The 20,775-nt window shown below is 50.8% G+C and carries 21 protein-coding genes; 19 read left to right on the top strand and 2 right to left on the bottom strand.

Annotation, left to right across the window (positions count from 1 at the left end):
• Nucleotides 1-26: 26 nt before the first annotated feature.
• On the top strand, nucleotides 27-158 hold the full coding sequence (locus HMPREF3168_RS10890; protein WP_003611490.1) for a hypothetical protein: 132 nt from the start codon (nucleotides 27-29) through the stop codon (nucleotides 156-158).
• Between the two features lie 86 nt (nucleotides 159-244).
• Here HMPREF3168_RS10890 and udk (HMPREF3168_RS00610) read toward each other — a convergent pair whose 3' ends face one another.
• Both udk (HMPREF3168_RS00610) and udk (HMPREF3168_RS00605) read right to left on the bottom strand, forming a co-directional pair.
• Complete coding sequence (gene udk, locus HMPREF3168_RS00610) at nucleotides 245-871, bottom strand: uridine kinase (RefSeq protein WP_003611466.1); 627 nt, start codon at nucleotides 869-871, stop codon at nucleotides 245-247.
• Entirely contained in the window at nucleotides 871-1,527 is a 657-nt protein-coding gene (udk, locus tag HMPREF3168_RS00605) for a uridine kinase (RefSeq protein WP_003611453.1), read from the bottom strand. The genes udk (HMPREF3168_RS00610) and udk (HMPREF3168_RS00605) overlap by 1 nt, the downstream gene beginning before the upstream one ends.
• 542 nt (nucleotides 1,528-2,069) lie before the next feature.
• On the opposite strand from udk (HMPREF3168_RS00605), the gene HMPREF3168_RS00600 reads away from it, so the two are divergent.
• From HMPREF3168_RS00600 to HMPREF3168_RS00515, 18 genes are all read left to right on the top strand, one after another.
• Nucleotides 2,070-2,810 (top strand): amino acid ABC transporter ATP-binding protein, encoded by a 741-nt coding sequence (locus tag HMPREF3168_RS00600; RefSeq protein ID WP_070487968.1) that lies wholly within the window; start codon nucleotides 2,070-2,072, stop codon nucleotides 2,808-2,810.
• A 22-nt stretch (nucleotides 2,811-2,832) separates the two neighbouring features.
• Nucleotides 2,833-3,672 (top strand): transporter substrate-binding domain-containing protein, encoded by an 840-nt coding sequence (locus HMPREF3168_RS00595; protein ID WP_070487966.1) that lies wholly within the window; start codon nucleotides 2,833-2,835, stop codon nucleotides 3,670-3,672.
• Nucleotides 3,672-4,313 carry an amino acid ABC transporter permease gene (locus HMPREF3168_RS00590; RefSeq protein ID WP_003611534.1) on the top strand — a complete coding sequence of 214 codons (642 nt, stop codon included), beginning with the start codon at nucleotides 3,672-3,674 and terminating at the stop codon, nucleotides 4,311-4,313. The genes HMPREF3168_RS00595 and HMPREF3168_RS00590 overlap by 1 nt, the downstream gene beginning before the upstream one ends.
• Nucleotides 4,314-4,324: 11 nt before the next feature.
• Nucleotides 4,325-4,993, top strand: a complete 669-nt coding sequence (locus HMPREF3168_RS00585; protein ID WP_002878011.1) for an amino acid ABC transporter permease — start codon at nucleotides 4,325-4,327, stop codon at nucleotides 4,991-4,993.
• Nucleotides 4,994-5,034: 41 nt separating this feature from the next.
• Nucleotides 5,035-5,880 (top strand): transporter substrate-binding domain-containing protein, encoded by an 846-nt coding sequence (locus tag HMPREF3168_RS00580; RefSeq protein ID WP_003611482.1) that lies wholly within the window; start codon nucleotides 5,035-5,037, stop codon nucleotides 5,878-5,880.
• A gap of 205 nt (nucleotides 5,881-6,085) precedes the next feature.
• A complete protein-coding gene (locus tag HMPREF3168_RS00575; protein ID WP_003611504.1) occupies nucleotides 6,086-7,597 on the top strand; it encodes an HD domain-containing protein in 1,512 nt (503 codons plus the stop codon).
• 3 nt (nucleotides 7,598-7,600) lie between these two features.
• Nucleotides 7,601-9,766: an RNA degradosome polyphosphate kinase gene (locus tag HMPREF3168_RS00570; RefSeq protein WP_070487965.1), complete on the top strand. Its 2,166-nt coding sequence runs from the start codon at nucleotides 7,601-7,603 to the stop codon at nucleotides 9,764-9,766.
• 8 nt (nucleotides 9,767-9,774) lie between these two features.
• A complete protein-coding gene (locus tag HMPREF3168_RS00565; RefSeq protein ID WP_070487963.1) occupies nucleotides 9,775-11,172 on the top strand; it encodes a DUF2252 domain-containing protein in 1,398 nt (465 codons plus the stop codon).
• A complete protein-coding gene (locus tag HMPREF3168_RS00560; RefSeq protein WP_070487960.1) occupies nucleotides 11,169-12,086 on the top strand; it encodes an alpha/beta hydrolase family protein in 918 nt (305 codons plus the stop codon). The genes HMPREF3168_RS00565 and HMPREF3168_RS00560 overlap by 4 nt, the downstream gene beginning before the upstream one ends.
• A 139-nt stretch (nucleotides 12,087-12,225) precedes the next feature.
• The gene (locus HMPREF3168_RS00555) at nucleotides 12,226-12,861 is read left to right on the top strand and encodes a hypothetical protein (RefSeq protein WP_003617141.1); all 636 of its coding nucleotides are present in this window, start codon (nucleotides 12,226-12,228) and stop codon (nucleotides 12,859-12,861) included.
• A 16-nt stretch (nucleotides 12,862-12,877) separates the two neighbouring features.
• Nucleotides 12,878-13,123, top strand: coding sequence for a hypothetical protein (locus HMPREF3168_RS00550; protein ID WP_070487958.1), 246 nt, complete (start codon nucleotides 12,878-12,880; stop codon nucleotides 13,121-13,123).
• Between the two features lie 324 nt (nucleotides 13,124-13,447).
• Nucleotides 13,448-13,945, top strand: coding sequence for a hypothetical protein (locus tag HMPREF3168_RS00545; protein WP_070487956.1), 498 nt, complete (start codon nucleotides 13,448-13,450; stop codon nucleotides 13,943-13,945).
• Nucleotides 13,946-14,011: 66 nt separating this feature from the next.
• Nucleotides 14,012-14,932: a ribokinase gene (gene rbsK, locus HMPREF3168_RS00540; RefSeq protein ID WP_070487954.1), complete on the top strand. Its 921-nt coding sequence runs from the start codon at nucleotides 14,012-14,014 to the stop codon at nucleotides 14,930-14,932.
• Nucleotides 14,933-14,947: 15 nt separating this feature from the next.
• Nucleotides 14,948-15,598: a ribulose-phosphate 3-epimerase gene (gene rpe, locus HMPREF3168_RS00535; protein ID WP_070487953.1), complete on the top strand. Its 651-nt coding sequence runs from the start codon at nucleotides 14,948-14,950 to the stop codon at nucleotides 15,596-15,598.
• A gap of 12 nt (nucleotides 15,599-15,610) precedes the next feature.
• Nucleotides 15,611-16,303 (top strand): ribose-5-phosphate isomerase RpiA, encoded by a 693-nt coding sequence (gene rpiA / locus HMPREF3168_RS00530; RefSeq protein ID WP_003617150.1) that lies wholly within the window; start codon nucleotides 15,611-15,613, stop codon nucleotides 16,301-16,303.
• A gap of 95 nt (nucleotides 16,304-16,398) precedes the next feature.
• Complete coding sequence (locus HMPREF3168_RS00525; protein WP_002877998.1) at nucleotides 16,399-17,334, top strand: nucleoside hydrolase; 936 nt, start codon at nucleotides 16,399-16,401, stop codon at nucleotides 17,332-17,334.
• Between the two features lie 8 nt (nucleotides 17,335-17,342).
• Nucleotides 17,343-18,065, top strand: coding sequence for a GntR family transcriptional regulator (locus tag HMPREF3168_RS00520; RefSeq protein ID WP_002877995.1), 723 nt, complete (start codon nucleotides 17,343-17,345; stop codon nucleotides 18,063-18,065).
• Between the two features lie 203 nt (nucleotides 18,066-18,268).
• Nucleotides 18,269-20,671 (top strand): phosphoketolase family protein, encoded by a 2,403-nt coding sequence (locus tag HMPREF3168_RS00515; RefSeq protein ID WP_050952131.1) that lies wholly within the window; start codon nucleotides 18,269-18,271, stop codon nucleotides 20,669-20,671.
• Nucleotides 20,672-20,775: the final 104 nt, after the last annotated feature.

The raw sequence follows: 20,775 nt of genomic DNA, 5'->3' as shown, positions 1-20,775 counted from the left end.
TAGTTATCTTTCAAGGGGGGAGCAAAATGACGCATTTAATTTTAAGCAGACCAAAGAAGATGAACCGGGCATACTGGAGCACGGTTGGCCTCTTGCTGGCCTTGATGCTGCTGACTGCCTGGATTGGCCTGCATACCTTTGCTTACCTAAATCTCTAAAATCAAAATTTGCCAGAAAAAACGCGTGAACTTGCAAGTTCACGCGTTTTTGTTTTCTTCAAAATATTGAGGTTATTTTGTTCCTCTTAGCCGTTGATAATGGACAAGAGCTTGGAGGAGACCATGTCGATGGCCACTTGGTTTTCCCCACCCTGGGGGATTATGATGTCGGCATACTTCTTGCTTGGCTCAACGAACTGGTTGTAGCTTGGCTTAACCGTAGTCAGGTACTGGGAGATGATCCAGTCGATTGACCTGCCCCGTTCCTGGGTGTCCCGCTGCAAGCGGCGGATGAAGCGGATGTCGTCGTCAGCGTCGACAAAAAGCTTGATGTCCATGAACTTCCGCAATTCTTCTGAAGCCAAAACCAGGATCCCTTCCAGGATGATGATGTCGGCTGGCTCAACATGAATAGTGTCCTTGGCCCGGGAGAGGATGTTGAAGTTGTAGGTCGGCAGTTCAATTGCCTTGCCATCCAGCAGGTCCTGCAGCTGCTCAATCAAGAGGTCAGTGTCGTAAGCATTGGGATGGTCGTAGTTGATCTTCTTGCGTTCATCCATGCTGAGGGCTGAATTGTCGTTGTAGTAGGCATCTTCAGTCAGAATGAGCACCCGGTCAGCTGGCAGGCGCTTGCTGATTTCCTTGGAGACTGTCGTCTTGCCTGAGCCTGACCCCCCGGCAATCCCAATGACGAGTGGTTTCTGCTTAGCCATTATTCTACCTCTTTTTCTGCTAAATCATTGCGGCGGAGGATGTCGCGGACTTTCGTGGTCAGCATGTCCAAAGCGACATCGTTGGCCCCGCCTTCTGGCACGATGATGTTGGCGTAGCGCTTGCTTGGCTCAACAAACTGGTGGTAGCTTGGCTTAACCGTGGCCAAGTACTGGTCGATGATTGAGTCAAAGGACCGGCCCCGTTCGGCCATGTCCCGGCGCTGGCGGCGGATCAAGCGGATGTCGTCGTCAGTGTCGACGAAGATCTTGATGTCCATCAAGTTCCGTAATTCTTCTGAGGCCAGAACCAGGATTCCTTCCAGGATGATGATATCAGCTGGCTCAACGTGGACCGTTTCCGGGCTGCGCAGGTGGGTGGTGAAGTCATAGATCGGCATCTCGATGGCTTTGCCATTCAGCAGGTCCTGCAGCTGGCTGATCAAGAGCTCGGTATCAAAAGCATCCGGATGGTCGAAATTAATTTTATTTCTTTCAGCCATGGACATTTCCGGGTGGTTCTTATAATAAGAGTCTTCCGTGATGATCCGGATCCGGTCGTTTTTGAACTGGTCATATAATTCGTGGGCAATGGTCGTCTTCCCCGACCCGCTGCCGCCGGCGATACCAATAATGATGGGGTGTTGCTTTTTTGACATTGTAAAACTCCTTTAGCTATTAATTATAGAGGCCAGCCGGGGTCGGGTCTAGTCAAACTGTGAAAAAACGGGCTTTAAAGCGGTTACTCGTTTCTAAAGTAGAAACAGTTGTTGCTAAACTAGGTAAAATCTACTATAATTAAGAATATCTCAGAAGAGGCAAAATGAAATTAAGAATGTTTGGGAAAGAAGTTAAGATAAGTAAGCAAGTTTCCCGGCTTTTTATTAAAAAGCTAAAAGGATGAAGTGGAACTGACAAAAGACTTGCACGAAAGCCTACTTTCTGGTAAATTTAATTAAAAATTAATCATGCTTAAATAAAAATAACCGCTTACGAAAGCAGAAGGGCAAGCTCACATCCCAGATGATTCGGCTCCTGCTTTTAAAAAGGACCGAAAGATCTGGCTGCTTTGCTAAAACAGAGCAAATAAACGAACTTTTACCAAAGGAGCCGCCTGTTTGATCAATACGGCTTAAGCCAAGAAAGCTGAGCCAAACCAACGGTGATTTAATTAAGCGCTAATAAAACGAGGAGGACCACTATGGCAGCAATTATCGAATTCAAGAAAGTCAACAAGTTCTACGGTGACTACCATGCCTTAAAAGACGTCAACTTAAGCATTGACGAAGGCGAAGTCGTTTCCATCATCGGCCCTTCTGGCGCGGGCAAGAGTACCTTGATAAGAACCATGAACGGCTTGGAAGGAATTTCTTCCGGCGTCTTGGAAGTGGACGGCTATGACCTGGGGGACAAGAAGACTGACTTGAACAAGATCCGACGGAATGTCGGCATGGTTTTCCAGCACTTTAACCTCTACGAAAACCACACCGTCCTGGAAAATGTCATGCTGGCCCCAAGAATCGTTTTGCACCGGGACGAAAAGGAAAACCGGGAAATCGCTGAAAAGCTGCTCAAGCAAGTTGGCCTTTTGGACAAGGAAGACTCCTACCCAAGACAGCTGTCCGGTGGGCAAAAGCAGCGGGTGGCCATTGCGAGATCTTTGGCCATGAAGCCCAAGGTGCTCTTGTTTGACGAACCAACCAGTGCCCTTGACCCGGAAATGATCCAGGACGTTTTGGACGTCATGCAATCCATCGCCGCTGAAGGGATGACCATGGTGGTCGTGACCCACGAAATGGGCTTTGCCAGAGAAGTGTGCGACCGGGTCATCTTCTTTGAGCAGGGGCAAGTCTTGGAAGACTCCCACAACCCGAAGGACTTCTTTGAACACCCGCGCAACCTACGGGCTCAGGAATTCCTCAGCAAGGTAATTTACCACTAATAAAAGGGAAGGTGGCGGTTACATGAAACACACGAAACTATTCCGCAAAGTTGCCGCCCTGCTTTTTCTGTTGCTGACCACTGTTTCACTTTCCGCCTGTGCTGTTGAAAGTGACAACTCAGTGCGTGTCTACAACCACGTCAAGAGCAGCAAGACGATTACTTGGGGCGTCAAATTTGATACGGCTTTGTTTGGGATCAAGAGCGTCAAGACCAACAAGCTGGAAGGTTTTGAAATCGACCTGGCCCGCCTTTTGACCAAGGAGATCCTGGGCAAGGACGGCAAGGCAAAATTCATTGAAGTTACGGCCCAAACCAAGATCCCGCAGCTTAAGAACAACAACCTGGACGCGGTTCTGGCCACCATGACCATCACGGATGAGAGAAAGAAGTCGGTTGACTTCTCCACTCCTTACTTTAAGGCGGGGACATCCCTCATGACCAAAACCAGCAGTCCAATCAAGTCGATCAAGGACTTAAACCACAATGGCCGGGTGGCCATCGTGGTTAAGGGGACAACGGCTGCGGACGATATTGCCCGCCTGGCCCCCAAGGCCAAGATCCGCCAGTACAATGACTACGGTGCCTGCACCAATGCCCTCTTAGCCGGGCAAGGGGACGCGGTCGCCACTGACAACGGGATTTTGGCCGGGATTGCCGATCAGCAAAAGAGCCTGCACCTGGTTGGCGGCACAGTTGCCGTTGAACCTTACGGGATTGCCGTTGAAAAGGGGCAGACCAAGATGCTGGAAGCTATCAACAAGGCTTTGAAGGAAGCTAAGGCAGACGGCAGCTACCACAAGCTTGTCAAGAAATGGTTTGGCAACATTCCAGGATTCAGTGTTAAGGAGGCTGAATATTAATGTTGAATTTACTTGGAGCAAACTGGTCCACCTTTTTGCTCGGTTTTTGGAATACGATTCTCTGCAGTCTGATTTCCTTGTTTTTCAGTTTGATCATCGGATCCGGCTTTGCCATCCTGGAAACCGTGCCTAACAAGTTCTGGCGCGGGGTTGCCAAGGTCTATGTCGAAATCTTCCGGAACATTCCCTTGCTGGTTGTCACCATGGTCTTTTACCTGGTTTTGCCAACTTACACGCCGCTGAAGCTGACTGGCTTCCAGGCAGGGACAATCGGCTTGTCCATTTACTCATCAGCTTTTATCGCTGAAACTGTCCGCTCCGGGATCCAGTCCGTCGGGACCGGCCAGATGGAAGGGGCCCGGTCAAACGGGATGACCTACTGGCAGGCCATGCGCTACGTTATCCTGCCTCAGGCCTTCAGAATCGTGATTCCGCCATTGGGCAACCAGCTTGTCAACTTGATCAAGAACTCCAGCATCCTGGCTTTCGTAGCCGGCTTTGACTTGATGTACCAAGGGGACATCGTGGCATCCAATACTTTCCAGACCATCCCAAGCTATGTCTTGGTCAGCCTGTTCTACCTGGTTTTGACCCTGCCGCTCAGCTACTACATGCAGTATCTGGAAAAGAAGGGCGTTTAGGAGGCACATAAATGGAAAATCTTACAGAAGCATTATCCTGGATCAACCTCCGCTTTTTGCTGCAGGGTTTCTGGGTCACGATCGAAGTTTCAGTGATTTCAATCATCTTGAGCTTTGTGATCGGCCTGGCCCTGGGTCTGATCCGCTTTACCAGAATCGACGCCAAGACCACCCGGATTTCCAAAGTGGTCGGGGTGATCATCGACATCATCAGAAACCTGCCGCTTTTGCTGATCATCTTCTTCTCCTACTTTGGCCTGCCGGTCATGGGGATCAGAGTTGATGCCGTCCAGGCTTCAGTAATTGCCATGGTGGTCTTTGAATCAGCCATGATCGCGGAAGTTGTCCGCTCAGGGATCATGGCCGTCGACCCTGGCCAGATGGAAGGGGCCCGGTCAAACGGGATGACCTACATGCAGGCCATGACCCACGTGGTTTTACCCCAGGCCCTGACCAAAATGATTCCGGCCCTTTTGTCCCAGTTCGTGTCCTTGATCAAAGATACTTCCCTGGCCACGATCATCGTTTTGCCGGAACTGCTCTACCACGCTGAAATTATTTACAACCAAAACACCAATTATATGATTCCGATGTACCTGGCCGTGGCAGTAATGTACTTTATCATCTGCTTTGCCCTGTCCAGCTTTGCCAACTACTTGAGTAAGCGCATCAAGTACTAAGCACGAAGGAACCAAACCGCGTTTATTGCCGAGGAGAAAAAATGGCACGTAAACTGAGGGAGCTGACCGCCTTTATGGCGGTCTTGCTGTTATCATTAGTTTTTACCGCTTGTTCACACAGTCAATCTAGCAGCACCTATGACCGGGTTAAGCAAACAAACACCATCACCTGGGGGATGCGAGCCGACACCCGCCTGTTCAGCATGATGGACGTGGACAGCAGCAAGGCCACCGGCTTTGAAGTCGACCTGGCCCGGGCTGTTACCAAGCAGATCCTTGGTCCTAAAGGCAAGATGAAAATTGAATACATCAGTGAAAAGTCCCGGATCATGGATCTCAAGATCGGCAACGTCGATGCTGTCATGGCTACCATGACCAACACACCCGATCGGCGCAAGATCATCAATTTTTCCGACACTTACTTCATGGCTGGGGAAACCTTGATCGTGCCGAAAAAGAGCAAGCTGAACTCCATCAAGGATTTCAACAACTCCAAGTACTCCATTGCCGCCGTTAAGGGGTCGACCGCTGACAGCGACGTCCACAAGTACGCCCCGAAGGCCCGGGTCATCTTCTATGATGACTATGGTTCTTGCTACAATGCTTTAAAGGCCGGCAAGACCAACGCCATGGTCAGCGACAACGCCGTTTTGGCCGGCTTGATTTCTGATGACAAGGACAAGTTCAAGATGCTGCCTGATACCTTTACGGTTGAACCATACGGGATCGGCATCAAGAAGGGGGAAGACAAGTTTACGGCTGAGGTCAACCAGGCCTTGAAAGTACTCCGGAAGAACGGGACTTACGCCCGCTTGATGAAGAAGTGGTTCAATGGCGTGCCTGGCTTCAACATCAAGTCCTCTTCCCGCTTGAAGGCAAGCGAATAATTTTTACCAACTTAAGCAGTGTGTTCGACTTTGAACCCGCTGCTTTTTTAGTTCCAGGTAAAATTATGTTAAAAAATAGATTTTTGCCTAGAAAAAGAAGCCGAAGGGGCAGATTTTTTGTACAATTGAAATAGGTGACTTAGCGCTTACAGCTGAGCTTTTAAGCTCATTTAAAATTATTTGAAAGCAACCAGAGGAGAGACATATGAGTAAAAGACAATTTGGTCTAATTTACATATCATCATACCAGGCGCGCCTGTTCATCGTTGACTTGAAGAGACTGGCCATCATTGAACAGTTGAGTTCGGCCCAGTTCGTCCAAGGGGGGAAAAAGTTTGAAGTTTATGAAAACGAACTGCCCCGCTTGACTGATGCCTTGATCGGCTTCAAGCGAAAAATCGCGGAATATGGGATCGACAACTACAAGGTTTACGGTAACCGGCAGCTTTTGGACAAGATTTCTGCCCGCTACCTGGCCGACCAGATCAAGGTCAGAACCGGCCTGGAAATCGAATGGCTGAACGGGGCCCAGATCGCCTACTACAAGATCATTGCCGGAATGGCCCTGCCGCAGTTCTCAGAACTGGCGGATGATGAATTTACTTACCTGCTCAGCATGGGCAGTGCCATGATCAACCTCACCTTGTTCAAGGGCCAGCACTACCTGTCAACCTGGAACTTTGCCCTGGGCCCGGAAGAAATTGAAGAAATGGCCGCTATGACTCGGGACACGCCAAGCGACCCGATCGACATCATCGGCGACTACATCTCCCGCAAGCTGGTCAGCTTCAAGACCATTGAGAAGCCGACTGGCAAGGCCCGGATCATCATCCAGCACGTCTCCGGCCGAGGCGAGCAGAGCCTGCGGCCCCAAGAAAAGGACCGGGTCATCGACCTCAAGCAGTTTGCCGGCGTTTACTCTGACTTCAGAGAAGCCCCGGACCAGTACCTTATGGAAAAATACGAGCTGGATACCGACTCTTTGGCCCGGATGAAGCCGACCATTGTTTTGATCAACCAGCTGGTTAAGATTATCAAGCCGCACACGATGACTTTGACCCAGTCTTCAGCCATCACCGGTTTGATGATCCAGGAAGCCGCCAGATTGAAGTACCGGCCAGATGAATACTCAACCATCGTTTTGACGGCGACCAAAAATATTGCTCGCCGCTACGAATCAGGCGGCCAGCACATCAACCTGTCCAACAAGTTTGCCCTGCATATTTTTGACCGCCTGGCCCATGCCGGCATGGTTGACCGCCGCGACCGGCAATTACTGGAAATCGCGGCCCGCCTGCACGACATCGGCAACTTCGTCAATTTCCACAACCACTACGAGCACGCTGCCTACATCGTGGGGGCCAACCAGATCATCGGCCTGTCTGACCGGGAAAACGAAATGCTCTTGAGCATTTTGAAGCACCAGGACATCACCAATTTGAACGCTGATGAACGTGAATATCGCCACCTTGACCCGGCCCTGCAGGTCCGGGTAGCTAAGTTGGCTGCCATCCTGCGCCTGGCCAACAGCCTGGATGCTTCCCGCAAGCAGAAGATCAGCAAGATCGTGGTTTCCATCAAGGATGAGAAAATGCTGATCACGGTGACCAGCAAGCGGGACCTGACCTTGGAACGCTGGGTTTTTGAAAAGAATGTCAATTTGGCTGAAGCAGTCTTCGGCATGAAGATTGCCATGAAGCAGAAGAGGGGAAAGTAAAAAATGACAATTGCCAAGAACAAAAAAAAGTTTACCGATCCTAGTTATTACGCCAACCGGGAACTGAGCTGGCTGGACTTCAATGACCGCTGCCTGGACGAAGCCAGAAACCCGGATGAGCCGCTTTTGGAAAGAGCCAACTTCCTGGGGATCACCCAGTCCAACGTTGACGAATTCTACATGGTCCGGGTGGCTTCCTTGAGCAAGCTGGTAGCCGCCGGGGTCAAAAGCCACGATGCCAGTGGCCTTACGCCACTTGAACAATTGACGGCCATCAACCATAAGGAACACGAAGTGGTTGAAAAGCGCTACTCAACTTACTCCCGGTCATTGCTGCCGCTTTTGCGCAAGAACGGGATCAACATTTTGGAAAGTGATGAACTGTCTGAAGACCAGGAAGAATACATCCGCCGTTACTTCTCAAACGAACTCTACCCGGTTTTGACCCCGATGGCTGACGACCAGTCCCGGCCATTCCCGTTCATCAACAACGACTCCTTGAACATCGCCCTGCGCCTTAAGGACCGGGAAAGCGGTGAGCACAAGTTTGCCACGGTCAGAGTGCCGAACATCTTCCCGCGCCTGGTTAAATTGCCAGATGGCGATAATGACTTCATCATGCTGGAAGACATTATCAAGGTCTTTGCCGACCGCCTCTTTGATGGCTACGAAATCCGCCAGGCAGCCTGCTACCGGGTAACCCGGGACATGGATTTGGACGTTTCTGAAAGCGACACTTCCGACTTCCTTTTGGCGGTTAAAAAGCAGCTGGAAGACCGGGAACACGGGCACGTGACCCGGCTGGAAGTGGAAAGCAGCATGAACACCAAGCTGCTCAAGCACTTGATAAAGCGACTGAACGTCGATGAAGGCAGCGTCTTCAGCATCAACGGTCCAATCGACTTGACCTTCCTCAAGAAGCTGCCAGGGATGGTGGAAGGCCATGAAGACCTCCGCTACAAGCCAATGCAGGCCTTTGTTGACCCGGCTTTAAGAAGTGACCACAATATTTTTGACTCAATCCGGGAAAAGGACTACCTGGTGCAGCACCCATATGACAGCTTTGACGCTGTTTTGAACTTCGTCAAGCAGGCCGCCAAAGACCCAGATGTTCTGGCTATCAAGATGACCTTGTACCGGGTTTCCGGCAACTCCCCGATCATCAAGTACCTGGGCCAGGCGGCTAAAGCTGGCAAGCAGGTGACGGTTCTGGTGGAAGTCAAGGCCCGCTTTGACGAATCAAACAACGTGCACTGGGCCAGAACCCTGGAACAGATGGGCTGCCATGTTATCTACGGGCTGGTGGGCTTGAAGACCCACACCAAGGTAACCCTGGTTATCCGCCGCGATGAAGACGGGATCCGCCGCTACCTGCACCTGGGGACTGGTAACTACAATGACGTTACCGCCCACTTCTACACTGACTTAGGCCTCTTTACCTGCGACCGGGATCTGGGCGTTGACGTGACTAATCTCTTCAACATGCTGTCCGGCTACTCCAAGCCGCCTTACTTCAGCGAGCTGCGGATTTCACCAAAATTGATCCGCCAGTTCATCTATGAAAAGATCAACAACGAAATTGCCATTGCCAAGGCTGGCCGGCATGCTGAGATCCACATGAAGATGAACTCCCTGTCTGACCCGGACGTGATCGCCAAGCTCTATGAAGCTTCCGCGGCCGGGGTTAAGATCCACTTGATCGTCCGGGGGATCTGCTGCTTGAAGACGGAAATCCCAGGCGTCAGCGACAATATCGAAGTACACTCAATCGTCGGCCGCTTCCTGGAACACAGCCGGATCTACTACTTCTACAATGACGGCAAGGAAGACGTTTACCTGGCCAGCGCCGACATGATGCGGCGGAACTTGGACCGGCGGGTGGAAACCCTCTTCCCGGTTTTGCAAGAAGACTTGCGGGAAAGAGTTTTGGATATTTTTGCCAAGATGTGGCAGGACAATGTCCAGGCCCGAATCCTGCACAAGACCGAATGGGTGCACGCTGACCGGCGGGGACAGACCCCATTCAACAGCCAGGAATACTTCATCGCTGAAGCCGATGAAAAGGTTCGGATCGTTAAAGAAGAGGAAGAAGAAGAGAAGGCGAAGAAGAAGGACGCTTTTGAAGCTATGAAGCCGCAGGAAAGCGAATTGGAAGACGACGAAAAGTAGGCTGAAAGATGGAAAAAGACCGCCACGAAATCGAAACTTTTAAAATCGATCAAATGTTTATCGGTGACAGCCAGGAAGAACTGATCAAGCAGGGAGAAGGCCGCCGTAAGGAACATCCAATTGCGGCGATCAGCACTTTCAACCCGGTCAAGCGGGACGTGTTTCAATTGATCAAGCTGACTGAGGAGAAAATGATTCCCGAGCTTTTGGGGATGCGGCACAAGCGGATGATGCAGAATCCCTTTTCCTACTTCCGGGCCACGGCCGGAATCATGGAAAAGGACCTGCGCCAGTTTCCAGACGGCCAGTCCCATATCCCGGTAATCATTTGCGGGGACTCCCACCTAACCAATTTCGGCTTCTTCGCTTCCCCGGAGCGCCAGCTTTTGTTTGGCTTGAACGATTTTGACGAGGCCCGGATTGGCAACTGGGAATTTGACCTTAAGCGCCTTTTGACCAGCGTGGTTTTGACCGGCCGGATCAATGGCTATCCTAAAGAGCAGCTGGACGGGATTTTGGCAGAAAGCGTCCACTCTTACCGGCGGGGAATCAAGTACGCCAATTCCTTGCCCCTGCTTGAGCGCTTTAATTTGTCTTATAGCGTTGATGACCTTTTAGGTCAAATGACGGACAATGAGCAAATGAAGCGGGTTCTCTTGAAGGTAGCGGACCGGGCACCGAAGAACAATTCTGATGCCGTGGTCAAGAAGTTTACGGAAAAGACCGAAGACGGGCGCTTGCGCTTTAAGGAAAACCCGCCCCGGGCCCGGCGTGTTTCCCAGAATGTTTATGCCGAGCTTATGGCAGGCCTGGAAGATTACCAGAAGAGCGTAACTGACGACATCCGGGTCCTTTTGATCAATTATGAAGTGACCGACATCATCCGCTACAGCGTGGGCGTCGGCAGCTGGGGAACCCGCTGCTATCTGGCCCTGCTCACTGGCAAGGACGGCAGCCACCTGGTCTTGCAGATCAAGGAGGCATTGCCGCTTCGCTACAACTTGTCTGCTTTGACGGTTGAGGAAAGCCAGGCCCAAGGCAAGGGGGAAGGCAAGCGGATCATTACCGCCCAGCGGGTTTTGCAGACCTACCATGATCCTTTCTTAGGGGCCATGGAAGCTGGCGGCAGAAGCTTTTACGTCCGTCAGTTCCGGGACATGAAGGACTCGATTGACCCGCTCAATCTGGACCAGGAAAGCTTCTCTGCCTACTGCAACATGTGTGCCTTCATTTTGGCCATTGCCCACTACCAAAGCCCGACAGCGCCGATGATTTACGGCTATGTCCACAAGCAAAAAGAGCTGGACATGGGCCTGGCTCATTGGGCCGTCAAGTATGCCGACCAGATGGAAGCCGACTATGCCTGCTTTGCCAAATACCTGCAAGGCGAGGAAGATGAAGAATGATCAATGAAGAATTGACCGACCTGGACCGGGTGGAACTGACCAAGCTGTCTTATGAGGCGCTGAATGTGGGCGAGACAGTTGTAGTCGCCGGCAAAAAGATTGGGCAATTGACCCGGGACGTTTACGCCAAGGACGGGATGCAGGCTTTTTTGATCGAAAACAACAATGAGATTACAGTCTTGTTCAAGGGCTCTTATGGCTTTAAGAAGGGCAACGCGACAACCTGGCGGGACGAGTGGCTGAACACCAATTGGCCGATTTTTCTGGCCATGCTGACTAATCAAAGGCAGGTGCCCAGCGCCTTGGTTACGGCCAGCCGCTATCTTAACCGCTGGCTGGAAGAATTCCCGGATGGCCATTTTTACATCTACGGGCATTCCCTAGGGGCGATCAATGCTGAATACGCTCTGGCTAATTGCCGCTTTCCAGATCAGATTGCTGCTGCTTATCTCTATGAGGGCACCAATATCTGGCGCCTTTTGACTCATAAAGAGCGGCAGCTGCTGGCCCAGCTGCGGGGCAGAATCAATACTTATGTTGATATCTATGACCCGGTGACTTTGGGCTTTACGGCCAGCAAGCGGATGGTGGGCAAGCTGCACTATGTCGACAGCCTGCCCATGAACCCGGTCAAGCAGCACATGTGGGGCGGCTACCGCTTTGATGGAAACGGGAATTTGCTGGAAAAAGAAGTGGACCAGCGTTTTCTGGACTCCAGCAAAATGCAGCAGGCTTTTTTGAGCCGGACCGGGCGGATGGCCAATTACTTGAGGTATCGCCGGAATCTGCAGGCTGACTGGCAAAAGGAGTCTGACCAGCGGGCCGAACAAATCAGAGGAGAATTGTTTAACCACGGCTTTTTGCAAGATTTCAATGACCGAGACAAAAATTCAAAAGATGATCAAGAGCAATAAAACAGTTGCTCAAAAGGCGCGTCAAGTGACGCGTCTTTTTTGTTAAGAAATCGGAACTACATTTTTGTAACTAAAGGGTTGACGCTCTCACATTTTGTTGTTATTATCATTTTTAATAAAATGATATGGAGGAACTATAATGAAAAAATTGTCAAAATATATATCAGTAGTACTTTTTTCAACAACATTACTAAACATCACTGCACCAGTAGTAACTGAGACTGTCGATGCTGCTACAATTCATACGGTATTTGAAAAATCTAAACAAAGTTCAATTAGCCAAGATGAGCCTGTGGAAAATAGGTTAGCAGCTGAAGATGTTGATGCTGTGGTAGAGGTACTGAAGAGTGAATATCCTGATTTAAGTGAGGATTATCTTCGAGAGATTGTAAATAATCAACGTCATGGAAACTATAGTTTGCCATCAGAATCGCAGCCTTCGTCTACTAGAGCGCGTAGTGCTATGTTTTCCAAAAGTAATTGGAAAGGAATAACTGTCTCGCAAATGGGTGCAGCTATTGACGCAGCGATAATCGGTGCTTCAGGTGGTGCCGCTTCTCTAGGAGTGAAGTTCGCTATTAAGAAAATTGGTAAAAAAGCTGCTAAAAAAGTTATAGTAAAAGCAATTCAAGCTATTGTAGGAGGAGCAGCTGGAAAGGTAACGTCTACAGTAGTTGGGAAAGCATTAGACTATGCAGGAAGTCCAGGATATTATATTGCTAAGTACTGGGACGCACATGACAAATACCCTAAGAATGGTCGTATTAATTTTTAATTAGGGAGAGATTTGAATGGGTAAAAAGTTGACTTTATATCTGCTGCCACCGGTACTTTTAGTAGCAATATTCATGATTATTGATTTTGTGAGCGGCCAGCACAATTTGTGGATGTCAGCCGTTGCGACATTAGCTTGGTGGCTGTTTTCCTTTGCAAGTGACCACTTGGCTAAAGGCTGGCAAAAGGCGGTTTTTCTGACCTGTGTTGGCTTTTTGCTCTTGGTTGCCGGCTTATACATCTACGTTAAGTTAAATTCATAAAACAGTTGTTCAAAAAGACGCGTCAGTTGACGCGCTTTTTTTGTTAAGAAATTGGAACTACATTTCAAGCAGCAGCCCAGGTATAATTTTCTTAGACGACTGTAAATGCTAATTTCCCATAAATTACTACTCAAAGTGCTCTATCACTTGATATATCAACCTTTTACAGGATTTCGTTGAGTTTAAGTTATAACTCAAAAAATATTATCTTAAACTTCGAAAAAGGCCGTAATAGTAGGCTTTTTAGACATTGAGTTGTAAAATCCTGGGAAATTAGCAGTAAACGCAACAGGAAGAAGAGAAAAAATAGACGAGGAGCATGAAATGAAGATTGAAGAAGTGCTGGCAAAGCAGCTGCTGGCAGAAGACCCAAGCATCGAACGCTTTGAGGAAGATTTTTACGGGGACTTTTACGACTTTTTTGTCAACTTTCTGAAGTTTAAGTGCCTTAGTCAGGGTAAGGACCTGGCCAGCCTGGATAAGCAGAAACTGGTCCTGTACCTGGACTTGTTCAATTCCCAGGACTTCCCGGGCCGGAAGGCTTACCGTTACAAGTTAGTCTTTGACAGCCAGCTGAACTTTTTAGCGGCGGAGTCAGACTTCACCCTCAGCGCTCTTTGCCGGGACTTGCGGGGGCGGGTGGATCAGCTGAGCGACTACGAGGCTGTCAGAAGCCAGGCCTTAGCTTCTTTGGCAGAACGTTTTGATTCCAAGAATCCAGACCCAAATACCAGGATCCAGAACTTTAACGTTGTCCTGGCCGACCTTTACGACCGCTATAATCTCAGCCGCTTTAAGACAGCCTACCAGTTGGTCGGCTAAAGCGCTTTTTTAAAAGGACGGGAATAGTTATAATTGACTTAGAATTAAAGTTAAGGAGAAAATGCTATGAAAAAGATCGTAGTAATCGGGTCCAGCAACGTGGACACGACCCTGCATGTAGAAAAATTCCCCAAGCCAGGCGAAACCATCAACGCCCACAAGGTCAGCGAGGCTGGCGGCGGCAAGGGGGCCAACCAGGCAGTCGCGGCTGCTAAGAGCGCGGCTGAGACCATCTTCATCTCTAAAGTCGGCGAAGACTCCTATGGGAGCTGGATGAAGGAGCAACTGGCCGGCTACGGGGTCAAGACTGACTATGTCTTGCCAACCGCTGGCTTTAAGACTGGCCATGCCTACATTACCTTGAACGCGGAAGGGCAAAACGACATTATCATCGACCATGGGGCCAACTACAGCTTGACTGAAGCCGACGTTTTGGCGGCTAAAGACGTCATTGAAGCTGCTGACTGCGTCATCGCCCAGCTGGAAACCCCGCTGGAAGCAACAACAGCCGCCTTCAAGCTGGCTAAGGCGGCCGGCAAGGTAACTATCTTGAACCCAGCTCCTGCGATCAAGGACCTGCCAGTTGACCTCTTGGCCGTGACTGACTTGATCACGCCAAACGAAACGGAAAGTGCCCTGCTGACTTCTTTGCCAGTTGTAGAAGAGGCGGACCTGGAAAAGAACGCGGCCAAGCTGCATGAACTGGGCGTTAAGCATGTGATCATCACCTACGGCAGCAAGGGGGCCTACCTGTCTTCTCCAGTCTTTACCGGTCTTGTACCAGCCTTTAAGGTCAAGGCGGTGGACACGACGGCGGCTGGCGATACCTTCTTAGGCTTTTTGGCCGGATCCTTGGCCAGCGACTTCAGCAACCTGCATGAGGCTGCCCGCTTTGCCAACCGGGCGTCGTCTTTAGCCGTGCAGAAGATGGGGGCCCAGCCTTCTATCCCGGACCGGGCCAGCGTTGCGTCCGCGTTAGCTGAGTAAAGGATGGGTGACTAGATGATTATTGCACCCTCAATTCTCAACGCGGACAACCTGCACTTAGGCCAGCAGATCCAGGAAGCAGCTGACAGCGGGATCCGCCGCTTCCACATCGACGTGATGGACGGACATTTCGTGCCCAACCTGTCATATGGTCCCCAGCTGGTCAGTGATTTTAAAAAGCAGTTCCCGAACCTGACCGCGGAAGTCCACCTCATGAGCAACAACCTGCCTGACCTTTTACCAGCCTTTGTTAAAGCGGGCAGCGACTTGATTGAAATTCACTATGAAGCCGACTACCCAAACCGAATTGACCACTGGTTGGACTACTTAAAGGAAAATGGCGTCTCCTGCGGGTTAGTCCTTAGTCCAGATACTGACATTAAGGTGCTGGAGCGCTACAAGGACAAGCTTGACCAGGTTCTCTTGATGACGGTCTATCCGGGCTTTGGCGGGCAGAAGTTCATGGAAGAAGCAGCAGACCGGATCAAGGCCGCCCGGGCAATTCTGCCAGATCTTCCGATCGAAGTAGACGGCGGGATCAATGCTCAGACAGCGGAAATCGCCAAAGAGGCCGGAGCTGATGTTTTTGTGGCGGGCTCTTATATCTTCGGCCGTGACTCAGTGGCTAAGCAGGTAGCTGAGCTGACAAGCATTTTGGAAAAATAGCGGAGGCAAAAAATGGACCAAGCAAAGCAAGATGGATTGAAAAAGGCTGCTGCCAAGAAAGCAGCTGCCTTGGTGGAAGACGGGATGGTTTTAGGCGTCGGCACCGGGTCAACGGTGAAGTTCTTCATCGATGAACTGGGCAAGAAGAAAGCAGCAGGCTTGACTCTTAAGGCAGTCGTGACCACCTCCAGCCGCAGTCAAAAGCAGCTGGAAGGCTATGGCTTTACTGTCAGCCCCCTCAGTGAAGTTGACCAGGTTGATTTAACGGTTGACGGGGCCGACAGAGTGGACAAGCAGTTAAACGGGATCAAGGGAGGCGGGGCCGCCTTGACCTTGGAAAAGAACGTGGCCGTCAACTCCAAGAAGAATGTCTGGATCGTAGACGAAAGCAAGGTGGTTGACCACCTCAGCGGCTTTGCCCTGCCAGTGGAAGTTTTGCCGATCTCCTGCATGCAGGTGGAAAAGCGCCTGGCAGATGAAGGGCTTAAGCCGGAATTCCGTTTAACGGAAGATGGTCAGCGCCTTAAGACCCACTATGGTAACTACATTCTGGACCTCAAGCTGGACCGGATTCCGGTGCCAAGTGGTCTGGCTGACTACCTGGACCATACGGTCGGGGTAGTTGAGCACGGCCTCTTTTTAAACATCTGCGACCAGGTCATCATCGCCCGCGACAACGGGGAGATTGAAGTCCGCAGCCGCTAAAGAAATTTTTTGGAAAAGAAGCAACCGCTTCTTTTCTTTTTATTTGCCGGGTGAAATGATAGAATAAAGCTATTCTGAATAATGGAGAACGATTAATGAACAAGAAACCCTTAATTATTTCAACTGATCCCGGGATCGATGACGCGGTCTGCCTAACGATCGCCCTGTTCGCCAAGGAACTGGACGTGAAGCTGATCGTGCCAACCTGGGGCAACGTTTCTTTGGAGAAGACTTTGAACAACACCCTGCGCCTGCAGGCCTTCCTGGGCACTAAGGTCCCAGTTGTGGCCGGGGCCAAGTTGCCTTTGGTCAAGGAAGCCATCGATGCTTCTGAAGTCCACGGGGCCAGCGGGATGGACGGCTTTGACTTCCCGGAAGCTGACCAGAGCCTTTTGGTAGAAGGCTTAGCCGCGACCAAGATCCACGAAGTAGTCAGCCAAAGCCCGGAAAAGGTGACCTTGATGCAGATCGGGCCAGCCACGGACTTTGCCCTTTACTTCCGCCAATATCCGGAAGACCTGGACAAGATCGACCGCCTTTACATCATGGGTGGAGCCCTGGGCCGGGGCAACTACGGTCCTTACGACGAATATAACGTTTCCGGGGACCCGGAAGCAGCCAAGATCGTCTTTGACTTGGGCGCCAAGGGCCTGGACATCTACGTGGCTCCTTTGGAAGTCGGCAACCAGGCCTTCGTTGACGCGGCCAGCCTGGAAGAAATCAAGGCTTTGGGCCGGGTCGGGGAAATGATCTACGGGCTCAACTCTCAATATGAATTAAACGACGCTGACGCCGATTCTGGCAAGCGGATCTATGACGCCTTGACGGCTGCCATGCTGCTGGCGCCAGATCTGTTTGAAGTCAAGGAAGCTTACGTGGCGGTAGACACCAAGGGTCCTTACACTTACGGGGCTTCAGTCATGGACTTTGAAGGCTTCTTTGGCCAAAAGGCCAACGCCAAGATCGCGGTCAAGGTTGACCGCCAGGCCTTCAAGGACTGGTTCCTGGCTGCAATCGCACAAGCAAAGTAGGTGGCTGAATGGCTGATTATGTTTACCGGACGGTCATGCTTGACATCAAACGCCGGATTTTAGCGGGCGAATATGAGGGGATGCGGCTGCCCGATGAGCGCAGCCTGGCCGAACAGTATCAGGTCAGCCGGTCGTCGATGAAGCGGGCTCTGGAACTTCTTGCCCAGCAAGGCATCGTTTTTAAGAAGCGGGGCAGCGGGACTTTTATCAACCCCTTGTACTTGAAGAACCAGGCCATGTTCCGCTATGAAGGGTCCAACCTGGGCTTGACGGACAGCTTTTTAGCGCCAGGCAAGAAGCAGGGGATTAAGCTGCTGGAATTCAAGGTGGTCAAGGCCAGCCCAGAAACGGCCCAGGACCTCTTCTTGAGTGAAAATGACTTTGTCTACCAGTTCAAGCGCCTCCGCCTTTTGGACGGCCAGCCCTTCTTGATTGAAGAAGGCTTCGTGCCGATCAAGATCCTGCCGGAGCTTAAAGAAGAGATTCTGCAGGGGTCCTTGTTCAACTACCTGGAAGACGCGCAAAACAAGGCGGTCACCCGGTCTTATTTGACCATTACGGTTTCCCCTTCAAGCGCGGAAGACCAAGAAGCGCTGCAGCTCAAGGCCACTGAGCCGGTTGGCGTGATGGACGGGATCTTCTTTTTGGATGACGGCACGCCATTTGAAGTCTCCAGCATGCGGGTTCACTACAAGTACATGCGCTTCAACAGCTTTGTCAATTTGAATTAAGAGTAAATAAAGCGGACAGGTATACCTGTCCGTTTTATTTTTCACTTTTTCTATCTTTTCTATCTTCTGTCTTTTCTTCTTTGCAAAGTATTTTAAGGATTTGCAAAATTGGTAGGATCCAATTATCAGATTGATTGACTTATTTTTTGTAAATGGTATGATTGAAACAAGTAAAACAGAGAGTTCCTCAAAGGAGTAAAAAGATGACAGCAGATTACGATTCAAAAGAATACTTAAAGAGCGTCGACGCTTGGTGGCGGGCCGCCAACTACTTGTCAGTCGGCCAGTTGTTCCTGCTCAAGAACCCCTTGCTTAAGGAAGAACTGACGGCAGACGACGTCAAGATCAAGCCGGTTGGCCACTGGGGCACGATCGCGCCGCAGAACTTTATCTACGCCCACTTAAACCGGGTTATCAAGAAGTATGACTTGAACATGTTCTACATCGAAGGTTCCGGTCACGGCGGCCAGGTGATGGTTTCCAACTCATACCTGGACGGGTCTTACTCTGAAATCTACCCGGAAATCAGCCAAGACGAAGCCGGGATGACCAAGCTCTTCAAGCGCTTCAGCTTCCCGGGCGGGGTAGCTTCCCACGCGGCTCCGGAAACCCCGGGTTCAATCCATGAAGGCGGGGAACTGGGCTACACTTTGTCGCACGCGACTGGCGCGATTCTGGACAACCCGGACGTGATTGCCGCCGCTGAAATTGGTGACGGGGAAGCTGAAACCGGCCCGCTGGCTGCTGGCTGGTTCTCCAACCGCTTCATCAACCCGGTCAAGGACGGAGCTGTCTTGCCAATCCTGCAGGTTAACGGCTTTAAGATTTCCAACCCAACCATTACTGCCCGCATGAGCGATGAAGAACTGACCAAGTACTTTGAAGGCATGGGCTGGAAGCCTTACTTCGTTTCAACTTTCAAGGGCGGCCGCTTTGACGGGATGAAGGATATTGACCAGATCCATGAGGAAATGGCCAAGACCCTGGATGCCATCATTGAAGACATCAAGGCTATTCAAAAGAATGCTCGTGAAAACGGCGATGAATCATTTGCCCACTGGCCGCTCTTGATCTTCCAATGCCCGAAGGGCTGGACTGGTCCTAAGGCCGATTTGGACGGCAACCCGATTGAAAACTCCTTCCGGGCCCACCAGATTCCGCTTCCGGTTGACCAGAAGCACATGGACCACAAGGAACTGTTGCTGGACTGGCTGAAGAGCTACAAGCCGGAAGAACTGTTTGACGAAACCGGCTACCCGACTGACTTAGTCCTGCAAAACGCGGTTCATGGTGACCAAAGAATGGCTATGAACCCAGTCACTAACGGGGGGATCAATCCTAAGCGCTTGAACCTGCCAGACTGGCGCGACTTTGCCTTTGAAGTTGGCAAGCCGGGCTCCAAGGACGCCCAGGATATGGTGGAATGGGCCAAGTACCTGACCAAGGTGGCAGAACTGAACCCGACTACTTTCCGGGGCTTTGGCCCGGACGAATCTAAGTCCAACCGCTTGTTTGACTTCCTGGACGGCGAAAAGCGGCAATGGGAAAGTGAAATCCACGAACCAAACGATGAAAACCTGGCTGCGCAAGGCCGTTTGATTGACTCACAATTGTCAGAGCACCAAGATGAAGGGATGCTGGAAGGCTACGTTTTGACTGGCCGCCACGGCTTCTTCGCTACTTACGAAGCCTTTGGCCGGGTGGTTGACTCCATGCTGACCCAGCACATGAAGTGGCTGCGGAAGGCTAAGGAACAATACTGGCGCCGCGATTACCCATCATTGAACTTTGTAGCTACGTCAACTGTCTTCCAGCAGGACCACAACGGCTACACCCACCAGGATCCAGGTCTTTTGACCCACTTGTTTGAAAAGAACCGGCCGGACATGATTCATGAATACCTGCCAGCTGACACCAACACTTTGCTGGCTGTAGCTGATAAGGCCTTCCGTGACCGGGAAGGGATCAACCTGCTGGTAACTTCCAAGCAGGAACGGCCGCAATGGTTCACTCCTGAAGAAGCCGCCAAGCTGGTTGACAAGGGCCTGGGCTACATCGACTGGGCTTCAACTGACAAGGATGCCAAGCCGGACGTGGTCTTCGCTTCAACTGAAACTGAACCGACCATGGAAACCCTGGCAGCGATCGATATCCTGCACCAGAACTTCCCAGACTTGAAGATCCGCTACATCAACGTGGTTGACGTGATGAAGCTGATGGCGCCAAAGGATAACCCAGCTGCTATTTCCCAAGAGGAATTCGACCGCCTCTTCCCAACTGACGTGCCAACCATTTTTGCATGGCATGGCTACAAGACCATGATGGAATCCATCTGGTTTGCCCGCAAGCGTTACAACGTTTCAATTCACTGCTATGAAGAAAATGGTGACATTACCACGGCATTTGACATGCGGGTCTTGAACCACCTTGACCGTTTCGACCTGGCCAAGGACGCGGTTGAACAAATCCCAGCCTTGAAGGACAAGAGTGCTGCCTTCATTGACAAGATGGACAGCCTGCTGTCTAAGCACCACGCTTACATCCGGGACCACGGTGAAGACATTCCAGAAGTAACTTCTTGGAAGTGGACTGGCCTGGACAAGTAAGAGCATATATAATTCCGAAAAAATTATTAAATTGTCGTTCCGCGAGGGACGGCATTTTTCTTTTGGCTAGCTAAAAAAGGGTTCAGTATAAAAACTTGTGTAAA

The sequence above is a fragment of the Lactobacillus sp. HMSC08B12 genome (assembly GCF_001808415.1).
Taxonomy (GTDB): domain Bacteria; phylum Bacillota; class Bacilli; order Lactobacillales; family Lactobacillaceae; genus Lactobacillus; species Lactobacillus delbrueckii.
The sequence above is the reverse complement of the archived record's forward strand: the minus strand, read 5'-3'. Positions and strand labels throughout refer to the sequence as shown.

Excerpts from the sequence above, each read along its gene's own strand:
- HMPREF3168_RS10890 (WP_003611490.1), top strand. The coding sequence starts at position 27 with ATGACGCATTTAATTTTAAGCAGACCAAAGAAGATGAACCGGGCATAC.
- udk (WP_003611466.1), bottom strand. The coding sequence starts at position 871 with ATGGCTAAGCAGAAACCACTCGTCATTGGGATTGCCGGGGGGTCAGGC.
- udk (WP_003611453.1), bottom strand. The coding sequence starts at position 1,527 with ATGTCAAAAAAGCAACACCCCATCATTATTGGTATCGCCGGCGGCAGC.
- HMPREF3168_RS00600 (WP_070487968.1), top strand. The coding sequence starts at position 2,070 with ATGGCAGCAATTATCGAATTCAAGAAAGTCAACAAGTTCTACGGTGAC.
- HMPREF3168_RS00595 (WP_070487966.1), top strand. The coding sequence starts at position 2,833 with ATGAAACACACGAAACTATTCCGCAAAGTTGCCGCCCTGCTTTTTCTG.
- HMPREF3168_RS00590 (WP_003611534.1), top strand. The coding sequence starts at position 3,672 with ATGTTGAATTTACTTGGAGCAAACTGGTCCACCTTTTTGCTCGGTTTT.
- HMPREF3168_RS00585 (WP_002878011.1), top strand. The coding sequence starts at position 4,325 with ATGGAAAATCTTACAGAAGCATTATCCTGGATCAACCTCCGCTTTTTG.
- HMPREF3168_RS00580 (WP_003611482.1), top strand. The coding sequence starts at position 5,035 with ATGGCACGTAAACTGAGGGAGCTGACCGCCTTTATGGCGGTCTTGCTG.
- HMPREF3168_RS00575 (WP_003611504.1), top strand. The coding sequence starts at position 6,086 with ATGAGTAAAAGACAATTTGGTCTAATTTACATATCATCATACCAGGCG.
- HMPREF3168_RS00570 (WP_070487965.1), top strand. The coding sequence starts at position 7,601 with ATGACAATTGCCAAGAACAAAAAAAAGTTTACCGATCCTAGTTATTAC.
- HMPREF3168_RS00565 (WP_070487963.1), top strand. The coding sequence starts at position 9,775 with ATGGAAAAAGACCGCCACGAAATCGAAACTTTTAAAATCGATCAAATG.
- HMPREF3168_RS00560 (WP_070487960.1), top strand. The coding sequence starts at position 11,169 with ATGATCAATGAAGAATTGACCGACCTGGACCGGGTGGAACTGACCAAG.
- HMPREF3168_RS00555 (WP_003617141.1), top strand. The coding sequence starts at position 12,226 with ATGAAAAAATTGTCAAAATATATATCAGTAGTACTTTTTTCAACAACA.
- HMPREF3168_RS00550 (WP_070487958.1), top strand. The coding sequence starts at position 12,878 with ATGGGTAAAAAGTTGACTTTATATCTGCTGCCACCGGTACTTTTAGTA.
- HMPREF3168_RS00545 (WP_070487956.1), top strand. The coding sequence starts at position 13,448 with ATGAAGATTGAAGAAGTGCTGGCAAAGCAGCTGCTGGCAGAAGACCCA.
- rbsK (WP_070487954.1), top strand. The coding sequence starts at position 14,012 with ATGAAAAAGATCGTAGTAATCGGGTCCAGCAACGTGGACACGACCCTG.
- rpe (WP_070487953.1), top strand. The coding sequence starts at position 14,948 with ATGATTATTGCACCCTCAATTCTCAACGCGGACAACCTGCACTTAGGC.
- rpiA (WP_003617150.1), top strand. The coding sequence starts at position 15,611 with ATGGACCAAGCAAAGCAAGATGGATTGAAAAAGGCTGCTGCCAAGAAA.
- HMPREF3168_RS00525 (WP_002877998.1), top strand. The coding sequence starts at position 16,399 with ATGAACAAGAAACCCTTAATTATTTCAACTGATCCCGGGATCGATGAC.
- HMPREF3168_RS00520 (WP_002877995.1), top strand. The coding sequence starts at position 17,343 with ATGGCTGATTATGTTTACCGGACGGTCATGCTTGACATCAAACGCCGG.
- HMPREF3168_RS00515 (WP_050952131.1), top strand. The coding sequence starts at position 18,269 with ATGACAGCAGATTACGATTCAAAAGAATACTTAAAGAGCGTCGACGCT.